Origin of the sequence: Kutzneria sp. CA-103260 (assembly GCF_018263855.1) — a bacterium.
GTDB lineage: Bacteria > Actinomycetota > Actinomycetes > Mycobacteriales > Pseudonocardiaceae > Kutzneria.
The window spans coordinates 5,437,967-5,451,574 of sequence record NZ_CP073318.1 but is presented as its reverse complement, the minus strand read 5'-3'; the positions used below and the strand labels follow the sequence as shown (position 1 = coordinate 5,451,574).

The window sequence follows — 13,608 nt, the reverse complement described above, 5'->3', positions numbered from 1 at the left end:
TGGTGTCAGTTCGCGAGTGCGGCCCGCACAGCGGCGGTGAGTCCGCGAAGTGTTGTCTCGCCGAGGAAATCGGTCAGCGGCAGATCCGTGCCGAGTGTTCGGTTCACCCTGGTCCGCAGCCGCGACGCCATCAGCGAGTCCAGGCCGATCGCCCTGAGCGGACGGTCAGCGGGAACGGTGCGCATGCCCAGCGACTCGGCGATCTGCGCGGCGACGAAGCCGTCAGCGTCGGTCGGGGCTTCGGGTTGTGGCTGGGGAACCGGTGCGAGAACCGGCGGTTGGGGAAGGGCTGTCGTGCCGGCGACCGTGAAGCGTAGGCGCAGGCCGGGAAGCTCGGCGACCGTGCGGCCACCGGCATCGACCAAGGCGGCAGTGCCAGGCAAGTCGATCATGATGGGGGAAGAAGTGGAGGGAACCAAGGTCGTCTCCGGAGCTATGGGATTCGCCGCCGGCGCCTCGAACCAGTACTTCTCCCGCTGCCACGGATACCGCGGCAGCCGCACACACCGGGACCCGGCTGGGAACACCTTGTCCCAGTCCGCCTCGTACCCGTGGCCGTGCAGCGCACCCAACCCCCGAGCCAGCGCCGCCAGCTCGGACTCGTTGCGGTACAACGAAGGCACGACCCGCAGACCCTCGAACGCCGTCCGCAGCACCGGATGCGGGCTGATCTCGATGAACACGGCGTCGCTCGTGGCCTGGACCACAGATGCCAGCCGCACCGGATCACGCAGGTTGCGCACCCAGTACGCGGCATCGAGGCCCGAACCGTCCACCACTTCGTCGATCACCGTGGAGTGGATCGGCACCGAACCGGCCCGCGGCTGGAGACCGGCCAGCTCGGCCAGCAGCGGCTCCCGCAGCGGATCCACCTGAGGGCTGTGCGAGGCAAAGGTGACGTCCACCAGCCGACAGAACACACCCTGCCGATCGAGCTTCTGCTGGATCTCCCGCAGCGCCAGGGGATCCCCGGACAGCACCGTGGAACGTGGGCTGTTCAGCGCGGCGATCGCCACCCGGTCGGCGTAGTCGGAGATCGCGTCGGCAGCCTCGGCCTCCGACAGCTCCACGGTGGCCATGCCACCCTGGCCGGCGATCTGCTTGCACAGTCGGCTACGTCGACAGATCACCGCCGCCGCATCGGCCAGGCTCAGCGCCCCGGCCACGTAGGCGGCGGCCGATTCACCCATGCTGTGCCCGATGACGACGTCCGGCTCGACGCCCCAGTGCCGCCAGACAGCGGCGATCGACACCTCCATGGCCCACAGCACCGGTTGGATCCGGTCCAGCTCGGTCAGCCATCCGGTGTCCTCGCCGAGCAGCAGCTCCAGCACTGACCACCCGGTCTCGGCCCGCACGGCCTCGTCGCACAAGGTCAGCTGCTCGGCGAAGACCGGGGACTGGGCATGGAGTTCGCGGCCCATCCCGGCCCACTGCGACCCCTGCCCCGGGAACACGAAGGCGATTCTCGGCCGCCGCGAAGGGCTGGGGGCGGTCGCGGCGAGCGGGTTGTCCAGCTGCTCGGCCAGCTCCTCGCGGGTCCGACCGGTCACGGCCAGCCGGAATTCCTGGTGCTGACGGTGTTTCGCCGCCGTGAAGCAGATGTCGCCCAGAGGCAGGTCCGTGCTCCGGAGAAAGTCCACATAGGACTTGCGTAGCTGGTCCAGGGCCGGCTCGGTGGCCGCCGACAACACCAGCGGCGCCGGGCCGGTGAGCTCCGGGCCACAGGACGACACGTGCTCGGTGAGCACCACGTGCGCGTTGGCCCCGGAGATGCCGAACGAGCTGACCCCGGAGATCGCCGGCCGGCCCCGGTCGGGCAGCTCGGTGAGCCTGGTCGGGATCGTGACGCCGAGCTCGTCGAACGGGATCGAGGGGTTGGGCCGGTTCAGATGCAGGCTCGGCGGCACGACCCGGTGCCGGAGCACCAGCGCCGCCTTGATCAGCCCGGCCAGCCCGGCGGCCGCCTCGGCGTGCGCGATGTTGGTCTTCAACGAGCCGACCAGCAGCGGCCGGTCCGCGGGCCGGCCGGCGCCCAGAACCGTGCCCAGGGCACCGAGTTCGACCGGGTCGCCGACCGAGGTCCCGGTGCCGTGCGCCTCGACGTAGTCGACGGTCGAAGGCTCGATGCCCGCGTCGGCGTAGGCCGCCCGCAGCATCTCCTCCTGACCGCTCACCGCGGGCGTCATCAGGTAGCCGCTGCCACGGCCGTCGCCGATCACGCTGCTGCCGCGGATCACCGCGTACACCGGATTGCCGTCGGTCACAGCTGCTTCCAACGGCTTGAGCGCCAGCACCGCTACGCCCTCGCCACGCACATAGCCGTTGCCGGAGGCGTCGCCGAACTTGCAGCGGCCGTCCGGCGAAAGCACCCCGCCCTGGGACAGCGCCACCGTCTCGTGCGGTTGCAGGATCATGTTGACGCCGCCGACCAGCGCCAGGTTCGACTCGCCGGAGCGCAGGCTCTGCATGGCCAGATGCACCGCGACCAGCGAGGACGAGCACGCCGTGTCCAGCGAGATGCTGGGGCCGCGCAGGTCGAAGAAGAACGACAGCCGGCCCGGCAGCGCGGCCCGAGTGCCGGAGTTCACCCCGGAGTGGATGTCGAGCACGCCGGCTCGGCTGAGCAGGTCCCAGTAGTTGCTCATGGCCTGGCCGACGTAGACCCCGGCCCGGTTGCCGGCGAGGTCGGCCGGCCGGATGCCGGCGTCCTCCACCGCCTCCCACGCCGTCTCCAGCAGCAGCCGCTGTTGCGGGTCCATGGTCTGCGCCTCGCGCGGGGAAATCCCGAAGAACGCCGCGTCGAAGCCGTCCACTTCGGACAGGAATCCGCCCCGTCGGGCGACGGACTTGCCCGGCACGCCGGGCTCCGGGTCGTACACCGCGTCCACGTCGTAGCGGTCCGGCGGCACCTCGCCGACCTGGTCGCGGCCCTCACGCAGCAGCCGCCACAGCTCGTCGGGGCCGGTCGCGCCGGGGAAGCGGCAGCCGATGCCGACGATGGCGACCGGCCCGCCCCCAGCAAGCGCTTTCCCGTGTTCAGTCATCCAGGACTCCCAGTACGCCTAATGTCGGGCCGACGATAACTCACGTGCTGGTTCATTCCGTCTCGCCTGTTATCTTCCCGACAAGACGGATCGTCATTTTCGACAGGTGACACCGTCAATTTACCTGAAGTTACCGGTCGAATAGGGGAATGATGACAAACGTGCAAGTGGTCGATCGTCTACTCATCGCCGAAACCGTGACGACAATGGGTTGGGCCATCGACCGTTCCGATTGGCTCAGGCTGGCCGGGGTGCTCGCCCCGGAGATCGCCCTGGACTATTCCTCGCTCTACGGCGGCGAGCCGCATCGCGTCACCCGGGACGAGCTGATCGGCCGCATGACCCGGTTCACCGAGGCGCTTGACATGGTCCAGCACCTGGTGCTCGGCGTGCTGGCTGCCGTCGACGGCGACCGGGCCACCGCCTCCGCAAACGTTGTCGCCGTGCACCGCAAGGCCACCCACCTGGGCAATCCGCTGTGGACGGTGGCCGGCACCTATGACTACGGGCTGACCAGGACGGCCGATGGCTGGCAGATCGACCGGCTCAAGCTGACCGTGCTCTGGGCCGACGGCAACCAGCACCTGCGGCCGGCGCCGCCTACCACGTAACCGGCAGCGCCCGCAGCCCCCGCACCAGCATCCCCGTCTTCCAGACCAGCTCCTCCTCGGGCACGGCCAGCCGCACGGTCGGCAGGCGGCGCAGCAGGGTCCCGATCGCCGCCTGCAGCTCGATGCGGGCCAGCTGCGCGGCGATGCAGAAGTGGATGCCGTGGCCGAAGGCCAGGTGGGGGTTGCGGCCGCGGGTGAGGTCGAGCCGCTCGGGGTCGTCGAACACCAGGTCGTCACGGTTCGCCGAGGCCAGCTGGGGCAGCACGGTCTCGCCTGCGCGCACGAGGACGTCGCCGATCTGGACGTCCTCGAGCGCCACCCGCGGCCCGCCGGCCGAGGTCTGGATCGGCACGTAGCGCAGCAGCTCCTCGATCGCCGACGGCAGCAGGTCGGGGTCGGCCAGCAGCAGTTCCCGCTGGTCGGGCCGGGTCAGCAGGGTGTAGGTGAAGTTGCCGATCTGGTTGGCGGTCGACTCGTGCCCGGCCACCAGCAGCGTGACGCCGAAGTTGACCAGCTCGTCCGGGCCGAGCTCGTCGACCTCGGCCAGCACGCCGAGCAGGTCGTCGGTGGGCTCGACCCGGCGGCGCTCGACCAGCTCGGCCAGGTACCCCTTGAGCGCGGCCCCGGCCGCCTCGATCTCGGCCGCCGAATACGCGGTGATCGACACGAACCGCTCGGACCAGGCCCGGAACCGGTCGCGGTCGTCGAAGGGCACGCCGAGCAGCTCGCAGATCACGGTGATGGGCAGCGGCAGGGCCAGGCCCTCGATCAGCTCGGCCGGCGGCCCGGCGGTGATCAGGCCGTCCAGCAGGTCGTCCACGATGGCCTGCACCCGCGGGCGGAAGTCGTCCATCCGACGGCTGGTGAACGCCCGGGCGGCCAGCCGGCGCAGCCGGGAGTGCTCGGGCGGGTCCATGGTGAGAATGGTCTTGGCCCGGGCGATCACCGGCTGCGGCCGCGGCACGTCCGCCCCGAGCACGGCCGCCCGGCTGAACCGGGAATCGCCCAGAATCGCCTTGACCGCGGCGTGGCCGATGGCCAGCCAGCCCTCGCCGCCGTACGGGAGTTCGACGCGCAGCAGCGGTTCCGCGGGGCGCAGCTGCCGGAATTCCGGATCGAGGTCGAGTTGGTGCGCGGTGCGGAACGGAAAAGGGCGTGCAGGTGTCATGGCGCGAGTAGACCATCCACGCCGGTGCGAATTCGGCGTGAAGCTACTTTAGTTACATTCGCCGACCTGCCCATTATGGACACGTTGAGTCGTTGCCCAGAGTTTCGCCGTTGTTGGGACGTTCGACGGTCACCGCGGGTTGCTTGGGCGAGGCGATTCCCACTTACGAGTGTTGCTCGATAGGGTGTCGGGTAGACCTGAGGGTGAGCGGTGACCACCCGCTCACCCTCCGAGAAGGGAGTTATCCTCATGAACACCGGACTCCGTCGCACCGCGGCGGGCGCCGCCGTCCTCGGCGCCGTCGCCGTGGCCGCGCTCGTTCCCGCCGCCGCGGCCTCGGCGATGCCGACCGACTTCCGGTGTACCTCGGCCCAGGTGACCACCACCCTGGTGCCGGGCGAGCCCGGGGCCGGCCAGCGCTACGCGCAGGTGAAGTTCACCGCGAAGCCCGGCCAGTCCTGCAACTTCCAGGGCAGCCTGCCGGTCTCGCTGACCGGCGCCCCGGGCATCACCGTGACGACCGCGGCGGACGCCGCGAACGCCCCGCTGGTGACGATCTCGGACGGCCAGTCGGCCACGATGTTGTTGCACTGGACCGGAATCGAGGCCCCGTCGAACCAGGTCACGCCGGCCAGCGTCACCGTGGTCGCGCCGAGCACCACCGACCCGCGCGGCATCAGCAGCGACCCGAACATCACGCTGCCGTGGAGCCTGGGCGCGATGGACGACTCGGGTCAGGCGCACGACCTGATCGTCAGCGCCGTCACCGCGGCCTGACGCCGGTTTCCACTGGCCGGCACGGTTCTCCGTGCCGGCCAGTTTTCCGTTCCGTCCAGGTGGGCGGTTCGCCGTAACCGGTGTCGGAAGTGACGGGCATGTCCGTTCAGGCACATCGGATCGTCGGTTCACCCGGTGGCCCGGCGAGAGCGGTCCCGGGGCGGCATCCTGCCCCTCAGACCCGAACGGCCGGAGGATCGAACATGACGCTCGCGGACGTCAGAGCCATCTACCTGGTCCACGCGATGGTCCAGCGCGAATTCGGCTTCATGCCCGAGCTCGTGCGGGCCGTTGTCGGCGGCGACGTGGACCGGGCTCGGGTCGTCATCGGGCACGTCGAGCTGGTCGCCGGCCTGGCGCGCCGGCACCACCGCGTCGAGGACCGGCATTTCTGGCCCAAGCTGCTCGACCGGTTGCCGGCGGAGGCCGCGCCGCTCGTGCGGGCCATGGAGAGCGAGCACCAGGATATCGACGTTCTGGTCGGTTGTTTGGGGAAGGCACTGGATTCTTGGCGTGCCGCGGCTGCCCCGTCGGCACGGGACGCCACCGCGGCCGTGCTCGACGCGTTGATCTTGCCGCTGGCCGATCACCTGGCCCGGGAGGAGGAGCACGTCGTCCCGCTGATCGCCCGGTGCGTGACCTCGGCCGAGTGTGACGAGATGCTTGCCGACCACGTTGAAGACACCGAACTGGCCCCGCTGATCTTCGGTTTGCTGCGCTACGACGCCGATCCCGACGTGTTCCGGATGACGGTCGAGCGGCTGCCCCTGCGTTCGGCCATCCTGGAGCGTTCGGAGCAGGCCTTCGCCGAGCACGCCCAGCGCGTCTACGGCACCGCCACCCCGCCCCACGCCCCTGGCCCGCCGTCGCCGGCCGACGGGCCGTGTTCGCTGACGGGCATCGCCTAGAGGCTCGCCGGATAATGGACCGCAGGGTACATTCAATGGGTGCTCACCAAGAAGGGGGCCGCGACCCGCCTGCGGATCGTCGAAGCGGCGGCCACGGAGATCCGCGAACGCGGCGTCGGCAATGTCACCCTGGACGACGTCGGCAGCCGCAGCGGCACCGGCAAGAGCCAGCTGTTCCACTACTTCCCCGAGGGACGCGAGCAGCTGCTGCTTGCGGTGGCCCAGCACGAGGCCGACCGGGTGATCGAGGACCAGCAGCCCTACCTCAGCGAGCTCACGTCATGGACGGCGTGGCGGCAGTGGCGGGACGCCGTCGTCGGGCGCTACCGCCGGCAGGGCGTGCACTGCCCGCTGGGCGCCCTGATCATGGAGATCGACCGGCGTACCCCGGCCGCGCAGGAGGTGACCCGGCAGCTGTTCGCGCAGTGGCAGCGGCAGGTCGAGATCGGCATCGAGAAGATGCAGGCCAGCGGCCACATCAGCCGAGACATCGAAGCCTCCGCGGCGGCGTCGGCGCTGCTCGCCGCGATCCAGGGCGGGGTGGTGATCCTGATGTCCACGGGATCGTCCGAGCACCTGGAGGCGGCGCTGGACTTCTGCCTGGACCACCTGCGTGCGGCCTAGCGCGGATCGCACGGATCCGGCCACTGCCAACAGATCCCGCCACGCCGGCCGCGGGTAGGCTCGCCGACGTGCTGTTGGGACGCAGACGCGAGCAGGAGACGCTGGACCGGCTGGTGCGGGACGTCCGCGACGGCCGGAGCCGGGTGCTGGTGCTGCGGGGTGAGGCCGGCGCCGGCAAGACCGCCTTGCTTGACTACGTGGCCGGCACGATGCCCGCCGAGCGGGTGTCCCGGGCGGTCGGCGTCGAGTCGGAGAGCGAGATCGCCTACGCGACGCTGCAACGGTTGTGCGTCCCGCTGATGACCCACGTGGACCGGCTGCCGGCGCCCCAGCGCGAGGCGCTGCTGGTGGGGCTGGGTGAACGGGCCGGTGCAGTTCCGGACGCGTTGCACGTCGGGCTGGCGGTGCTCGGGCTGTTCGCCGAGGCGGCGGCCGAGCGGCCGCTGCTGTGCGTGGTGGACGACGTGCAGTGGCTGGACAAGATGTCCGAGGTGATCCTCACCTTCGTGGCCCGGCGGTTGGACGCCGAATCGGTGGCCCTGGTGTTCGCCTCCCGCGACGAGGAACTGCTTGACGGCCTGCCCGAGCTGCGGGTCGACGGCCTGCCCGACGGGGACGCCCGGGCGCTGCTGGACTCGGTGCTGCCGGGACCGGTCGACGCCCGTATCCGGGACCGGATCGTCGCCGAGACCCACGGAAACCCGTTGGCGCTGCTGGAACTTCCGCGCGGCCGCACGCCGGCGGAGCTGGCCTTCGGCCTCGGCGGCCGGACCACGGCCCCGATCCCGAACCGGATCGAACAGGGCTTCCAGCGGCGGATCGCCGAGCTGTCCCAAGACACCCGCACGCTGTTGCTGGCCGCCGCTGTGGAGCCGCTCGGCGACGTCCCGCTGCTGTGGCGGGCGTTGGAACGGCTCAACGTCACACCGGACGCCGCCGCCCCGGCCGAATCGGCTGAGCTGCTCGAACTCGGGGCCCGCGTGCGGTTCCGGCATCCACTGGTGCGTTCGGCCAGCTGGCGCTCCGCCACCCCGGCCGAGCTCCGCGCGGTGCACGGGGCGTTCGCCGACGTCACCGATCCGCAGCAGGATCCCGATCGCCGGGCCTGGCATCGCGCCCACGCCACCCTCGGGTTGGACGACGAGGTCGCGGCCGAGCTGGCTCAGTCGGCCGACCGGGCCCGTTCCCGTGGCGGCCACGCCGCGGCCGCCGCCTTCCTGGAGCGGGCCGCGGAGCTGACCGCCGACCCGAAGCCGCGGGCCGCCCGCGCCTTCGCCGCGGCGCAGGCCCGGTTCGCCGCCGGCCAGCCGGCCAAGGTGCCGGAGTTGTTGGCAGCAGCGGAACTCGGCCCGCTCGATCCGCTGCACCAGGCCGAAGTGGAGCGGCTGCGGGCCCAGGTAGCCTTCGCCGTCAACCGGGGCCGCGCAGCCGGCCCGCCGTTGCTCGCCGCCGCCCGGCGGCTGGCGGACCTCGATCTGGCCGCCGCCCGGGAGACGTACCTGGCGGCATTCGGCGCGGCGGTGCACGCCGGTGACCACCCGCGTCCGGCGGCCGAGGCCGGTCGGGCCCTGCCGGCGGGCGACGATCCGGCCGGGCTGCTGCTCACCGGCCTCGCGGCGTGGGCGCTCGACGGCTACGTCGCGGCGTTGCCGAGCCTCAGGCGGGCGTTGTGCGAGGCTCCGCTGTTGCTGGTCGCCCCGGTCGCCCAGGAGATCTGGGACGACCAGGCGTGGCAACGGATCACCGAGACGGTGCTGGCCGAGACCAGGGTCACCGGTGCGCTGTCCGTTCTGCCGACGTCGTTGACCGCGCGGGCCGGCGCGCTGCTGGCCGACCTCCGCCTGACCGACGCCGCCGCGTTGCTCGACGAGGTCCGCACGCTGCGGGAAGCCACCGGCCTGGCCGGGGATCCGTTCGCCGAGCTCACGCTGCTTGCCTTGCAGGGCAAGGAAAAGCCGGCGGTCGAGCTGATCGAGACCGTGACCAGGGACGCCGACGAGCGCGGCGAACGACGGCTCACCGCCATGGCCGACCATGCCCTGGCCGTGCTCAACAACGGCCTCGGCCGGTATGCCGCCGCTCAGGCCGCGGCCGCCCGCGTCGGGCCGCACCTCGGGATTTCCCCATGGACGGAACTGGTCGAGGCCGCCATCCACGCCGGCGACATCGCTGCGGCGACCGAGGCCCGCGACCGGCTGGCCGAGCACACCGGCCCGGCCGGCACCGACTGGGCGCTGGGCACACAGGCCCTCGCCGACGCCCTCGTCGCCCCTTCTGACGACAAGTTCCGTGAGGCGATCGACCGGCTGCCACTGGCCCTGCCCGCCGCCCGCGCGCGCCTGCTGTACGGGGAGTGGCTGCGCCGGGAGAACCGCCGCGCCGACGCCCGTGACCAGCTCCGGCCGGCCCACGAGGCATTCCTGGCCGCCGGGGCCGGCGGCTTCGCGGAGCGCGCCGGCCGTGAGCTCGCCGCGACGGGGGAGACGGTCCGCAAACGCGGCGGCGGCGCTGTGGAGGAACTGACCCCGCAAGAGGCGCAGATCGCCCGGCTGGCGGTCGCCGGCCGCACCAATCCGGAGATCGCCGCCGCGCTGTTCCTCAGCCCCCGCACGGTGGAATGGCACCTGCGCAAGGTGTTCACCAAGCTCGGCATTACGTCGAGACGGGAGTTGGCTACTTCTTCGCTTTGAGCGCCGCCTCGAACGACTTGCGCAGACTCGCCGGGCCGATGATCGGCAACGCGGCCGCCAAGAGGCGCTGGCGGAAATTGTGCGGTTCCCGCGTCAACTCGACGTCGATCCGGGTTCCGTCGCCGTCCGGCGTCAGCTGGAAAATCCATCCGCCGCCCACCCCGAAAAGCTTCGACTCGTGCGTGGACACCGTGACCCGCCGCCGGTCGGCGTCCCATTCGTAGCGGGCCCGCTCCCACGCGGCGGCGGTGCCCTCGGTCACCTCGGCCCAGGAATCGCCCCGTTCGTGCACCTCAAGGGTGTCGATGGACGGCCAGTCCCGCACGCGGGCCGGGCCGAAGTCGGTGAGCACGGCCATGGCGTCGGCCGGGCTGAGCGTGGAGACCAGGTGAAAACGTGTGACGGACATCGCTGTTTCCCTCGCTGTTCGGATTTGGCGTGACGGGAAATATGGTCACCGCCGGGCCCGGTCCATCGCCCCCGGGTGACTCACTGGCCGACACCCTGGCCGCACACCGGGCAGAGCTCGGTGCCCGAACGTGCGGTTGCCGGTGGTCACGGTGGGCTTGGATAATTCGACCATGGGTAACTGGGCACTCGAGAACCGTGACGGCATCGCTGTTCTCACCTACACGCGGCCGCCGCGGAACTATCTCGACTTCGCCTCCATCGCCGAGCTGGGGGATCTGCTCGAACGAGTGGGCAAGGAATCCGACGAGCTGAAGGCCGTGATGCTGACCGGCGGCGTCGACGGCTATTTCATCGCGCACGGCGACCTCGAGGACCTGGCCCGCCTCGGCCGCGGCGAGGGCGAGGACGGCCCGCCGGCCTGGCACCGGGTCACCGACCTGGTGCGGGACATCCCGCAGCCGGTGGTCGCGGCCATCGACGGGCAGGCCTGGGGCGCCGGCAACGAGCTGGCCATCGCCTGCCAGCTGCGGGTCGCCTCGCAGCGCTCGCACCTGGGCAACCCCGAGGTGAACGTCGGCATCACCACCGGCGGCGGGGGCACGCCGCGGCTGCTCCGTCTGATCGGGCCGGGCCTGGCCGCCGAGGTTCTGTTGCGGGGCCGGGTGTTCAAGGCCGAGGAGGCGCTGAAGGTCGGCTGGGTCAACGAGGTGCTGCCCACTGAGGGCTTCGTCGACGCTGCCGTGGCCTGGTGCCGCAAGCTCGTCGAGCTGCCGACCGAGGCCGTGTACGCGGCCAAGCGGGTGCTGGTGCAGTCGGCCGAGCTGTCCCTGGACGAGGGGCTGGCGCTGGAACTGGCCGAGTTCAAGCAGATCACCGGCAACAGCCCGGCGATGGCCGCCCGGATCAAGCAGATCGCCGCGGGCGGCTGACCGTCGGCAGGCCGTCGCCGTGATCGCGGCGACGGCCAGCCCTCGCGCTAGTCAGGGCTCCAGTGCGGGTCGAGGCTCTGCCCGTGCCCCCGCGGGCACCGTCCGTATCCGCTGCCGGACACCTGCCAGTGAGCTGGGCAGTAGGGCCGTTCGCACTTTCGGCAGAACCCGGCCAGGTCGTACAAGTCCAGTGTGGACACTCCGGCGAAGCTGACCGGTCCGCCGAAGACCTACGCCGTGCGCTGCCCCTCTTCCGCCCGGCGGTATCACCTCGACCTCAGCGGCCGATCCTGAAGGTGATCGATCACCTGCTGGGATGAGAAATCCTGTTTGCGAGGTTGCCCGGGCTCTGAGCCAGTTCTGAGGCACGGGGCCGCCGCCTGTTGTTACGCTGATACCAGTATACGAATACATGTATTGAACTGGAGGATGGGTGATGGCTGGACGGGTGAGCAGGCGGGGCATGCTGGGTCTCGGCGCGGCGGCGGCAGGCCTGGGCGTGGCCTCGCTGGCCGGCCGGGCCAGCGCGTCGACCCCCACGTTCACGCCGCTGCCGGCCGACGCCCGCCCGCGTCCCGTGCCGGCCGAGGGATACATCCTCGACCGCATCGGCGACGCCATGTACGCCGTCACCGCCGGCGGCAACCAGTCCGCCTTCGTTGTCACCAAAGCCGGTGTCGTGCTCATCGACGCACCCCCGAGCCTCGCCACCGCCCTGCCGGCCGCGATCAAACGGGTCACCGCCAAGCCGGTCACGCACATCATCTACAGCCACTCCCACGCCGACCACATCGCCAACGCCAAGGCCTTCGGCGACGTCGTACGGGTGTCCCATGTGGACACTGCCGCCACCGTCAAGGCCAACCGCGACCCCAACCGTCCCATGCCCACGACCACCTTCACCGACCGCCGTGTCCTGCACGTCGGCGGGCATGCCTTCGAGCTCAGCTATCCCGGCCCCAACCACGAGGCCGGCAACATCATCGTCAACGTGCCCCGTGAACGCGCCGCCGTCATGGTCGATGTCGTCCTGCCCGGCTGGTCCCCGTTCAAGGCCTGGGGCACCGCCGACAGCGTCCCCGGCGTCCTGCGTGCCCACGATGTGTTGAGCCGCCTGGACATCGACACCTTCGTCGGCGGCCACGTCCATCGCCTCGGCACCCCCGCCGACATCCGCACGTCCCGCGACTTCACCTACGACCTGTGGGACACCACCAACCGCGTCGTCGGCCAGACCAGGCTCGCCGACTTCACCGCCCAGGTCGAGCCCGGCAACAACTGGGCCGCCTTCCAGCTCTACTACGACGCCATCGCCACCCGTGCCGAAGCCGAGATCCGCCAGCGCTGGCTGGGCAAGCTCGCCGGCGTCGACGTCTTCACCCGCGACAACATCATCACCATCGCGGTCTCACTCCTGCTCGACGCCCCCAAGGACATCAGCTGAACGTGGTGAAGGGGTCCTTCATGACGTTGAACGTCAGGGAAGGTCCCTTGATCTTGGGCGGGGGCTGACGTACGCCTGAATGGACTAAAGGGCGGCGGCCAGGGCGACCGACACGGTGGGGTGGCGGAACTCGAAGCCGTGGCGGATCAAGGCGTCGGGCACGGCCCGCTGGCCGGTCATGGCGCCGGCGTCGGCGAGTTCGCCGGCGAAGAGGCGCAGCAGCCAGGGCGGGTAGACCCACGGGGTGGGGCGGTGCAGGAGGCGGCCGACGGCGCGGACCATCTCGGCGTTGGTGACCGGTTGCGGGCCGGAGAGGTTGACGGGGCCGCTGATCTCCTTGTGCTCCAAGGCGAACTGGATGGCGGCGACCTCGTCGTGCAGGGAGATCCAGGCCAGGTACTGGCGGCCGGTGCCCATGCGGCCGCCGGCGCCCCAGGCGACCATGGGGCGCAGTTGGCCGAGCAGCCCGCCGGTGGGGGAGAGCACGATGCCGGTGCGCAGCAGGACGACCCGCGCCGCCAAGGCGGCCTTGGTGGCCTCTTCGCGTTCGCGGTCCATGTCGGCCAGGAAGCCGGTGCCGGCCGGCACGGACTCGTCGACGACCTGGTCGCCGGTGTCGCCGTAGTAGGCAACGGAAGAGCTGTTCAACAGGGCGGGCACGCCTTGTGCGGCGACGGCCTCGGCCAGCACCCGGGTGGGCACGACCCGGCTGTCGGTGAGCTCCTTCTTGAACTCGGGAGTCCACCTCTTGGCGGTGGTGTCGACGGCGCACAGGTTGATCACGGCGTCGACGCCGTCCAGCGCGCCGTCGGCGATGGTCCCGGCGACGGGATCCCACTGGCGCTCGTCGGGAGCCGAAGGCGAGCGGCGGACCAGCCGCAGCACCTCGTGCCCGGCGGAACGGAGCACCGGCGTCAGGGCGGTCCCGATCACCCCGGACGCCCCGGCGACGACTACGCGCATCGGCCTGCCCTTCTCACGACGGAAGTGATTAACGGT

The 13,608-nt window shown here is 71.0% G+C and carries 11 protein-coding genes; 7 read left to right on the top strand and 4 right to left on the bottom strand.

Features of this window, described 5'->3' with window-relative positions; translation table 11 throughout:
- Window positions 1-5: 5 nt before the first annotated feature.
- Window positions 6-3,047 carry a type I polyketide synthase gene (locus tag JJ691_RS23755; protein WP_211770916.1) on the bottom strand — a complete coding sequence of 1,014 codons (3,042 nt, stop codon included), beginning with the start codon at window positions 3,045-3,047 and terminating at the stop codon, window positions 6-8.
- 161 nt (window positions 3,048-3,208) lie between these two features.
- On the opposite strand from JJ691_RS23755, the gene JJ691_RS23750 reads away from it, so the two are divergent.
- Window positions 3,209-3,658: a nuclear transport factor 2 family protein gene (locus JJ691_RS23750; RefSeq protein WP_211770915.1), complete on the top strand. Its 450-nt coding sequence runs from the start codon at window positions 3,209-3,211 to the stop codon at window positions 3,656-3,658.
- On the opposite strand, the gene JJ691_RS23745 is transcribed toward JJ691_RS23750, so the two are convergent.
- A complete protein-coding gene (locus tag JJ691_RS23745) occupies window positions 3,648-4,826 on the bottom strand; it encodes a cytochrome P450 (protein WP_211770914.1) in 1,179 nt (392 codons plus the stop codon). The genes JJ691_RS23750 and JJ691_RS23745 overlap by 11 nt on opposite strands.
- Window positions 4,827-5,075: 249 nt before the next feature.
- On the opposite strand from JJ691_RS23745, the gene JJ691_RS23740 reads away from it, so the two are divergent.
- From JJ691_RS23740 to JJ691_RS23725, 4 genes are all read left to right on the top strand, one after another.
- Entirely contained in the window at window positions 5,076-5,603 is a 528-nt protein-coding gene (locus JJ691_RS23740) for a DUF4232 domain-containing protein (protein WP_211770913.1), read from the top strand.
- Window positions 5,604-5,806: 203 nt separating this feature from the next.
- Entirely contained in the window at window positions 5,807-6,511 is a 705-nt protein-coding gene (locus JJ691_RS23735; protein ID WP_211770912.1) for a hemerythrin domain-containing protein, read from the top strand.
- Between the two features lie 39 nt (window positions 6,512-6,550).
- On the top strand, window positions 6,551-7,135 hold the full coding sequence (locus tag JJ691_RS23730; protein ID WP_211770911.1) for a TetR/AcrR family transcriptional regulator: 585 nt from the start codon (window positions 6,551-6,553) through the stop codon (window positions 7,133-7,135).
- A gap of 68 nt (window positions 7,136-7,203) precedes the next feature.
- Window positions 7,204-9,825 (top strand): ATP-binding protein, encoded by a 2,622-nt coding sequence (locus JJ691_RS23725; protein WP_249228140.1) that lies wholly within the window; start codon window positions 7,204-7,206, stop codon window positions 9,823-9,825.
- Here JJ691_RS23725 and JJ691_RS23720 read toward each other — a convergent pair.
- Window positions 9,809-10,234, bottom strand: coding sequence for an SRPBCC family protein (locus tag JJ691_RS23720; RefSeq protein WP_211770910.1), 426 nt, complete (start codon window positions 10,232-10,234; stop codon window positions 9,809-9,811). The genes JJ691_RS23725 and JJ691_RS23720 overlap by 17 nt on opposite strands.
- Before the next feature lie 172 nt (window positions 10,235-10,406).
- Here JJ691_RS23720 and JJ691_RS23715 point away from each other — a divergent pair, with 172 nt between their 5' ends.
- Both JJ691_RS23715 and JJ691_RS23710 read left to right on the top strand, forming a co-directional pair.
- Window positions 10,407-11,165, top strand: a complete 759-nt coding sequence (locus JJ691_RS23715) for an enoyl-CoA hydratase/isomerase family protein (protein WP_211770909.1) — start codon at window positions 10,407-10,409, stop codon at window positions 11,163-11,165.
- Between the two features lie 436 nt (window positions 11,166-11,601).
- Window positions 11,602-12,609, top strand: a complete 1,008-nt coding sequence (locus JJ691_RS23710) for an MBL fold metallo-hydrolase (RefSeq protein WP_211770908.1) — start codon at window positions 11,602-11,604, stop codon at window positions 12,607-12,609.
- An 84-nt stretch (window positions 12,610-12,693) separates the two neighbouring features.
- On the opposite strand, the gene JJ691_RS23705 is transcribed toward JJ691_RS23710, so the two are convergent.
- The gene (locus JJ691_RS23705) at window positions 12,694-13,572 is read right to left on the bottom strand and encodes a TIGR01777 family oxidoreductase (protein WP_211770907.1); all 879 of its coding nucleotides are present in this window, start codon (window positions 13,570-13,572) and stop codon (window positions 12,694-12,696) included.
- Window positions 13,573-13,608 lie beyond the last annotated feature (36 nt).

Coding starts and splice junctions, on each gene's coding strand:
- JJ691_RS23755 (WP_211770916.1), bottom strand. CDS start 3,047: ATGACTGAACACGGGAAAGCGCTTGCTGGGGGCGGGCCGGTCGCCATC.
- JJ691_RS23745 (WP_211770914.1), bottom strand. CDS start 4,826: ATGACACCTGCACGCCCTTTTCCGTTCCGCACCGCGCACCAACTCGAC.
- JJ691_RS23740 (WP_211770913.1), top strand. CDS start 5,076: ATGAACACCGGACTCCGTCGCACCGCGGCGGGCGCCGCCGTCCTCGGC.
- JJ691_RS23735 (WP_211770912.1), top strand. CDS start 5,807: ATGACGCTCGCGGACGTCAGAGCCATCTACCTGGTCCACGCGATGGTC.
- JJ691_RS23720 (WP_211770910.1), bottom strand. CDS start 10,234: ATGTCCGTCACACGTTTTCACCTGGTCTCCACGCTCAGCCCGGCCGAC.
- JJ691_RS23715 (WP_211770909.1), top strand. CDS start 10,407: ATGGGTAACTGGGCACTCGAGAACCGTGACGGCATCGCTGTTCTCACC.
- JJ691_RS23710 (WP_211770908.1), top strand. CDS start 11,602: ATGGCTGGACGGGTGAGCAGGCGGGGCATGCTGGGTCTCGGCGCGGCG.
- JJ691_RS23705 (WP_211770907.1), bottom strand. CDS start 13,572: ATGCGCGTAGTCGTCGCCGGGGCGTCCGGGGTGATCGGGACCGCCCTG.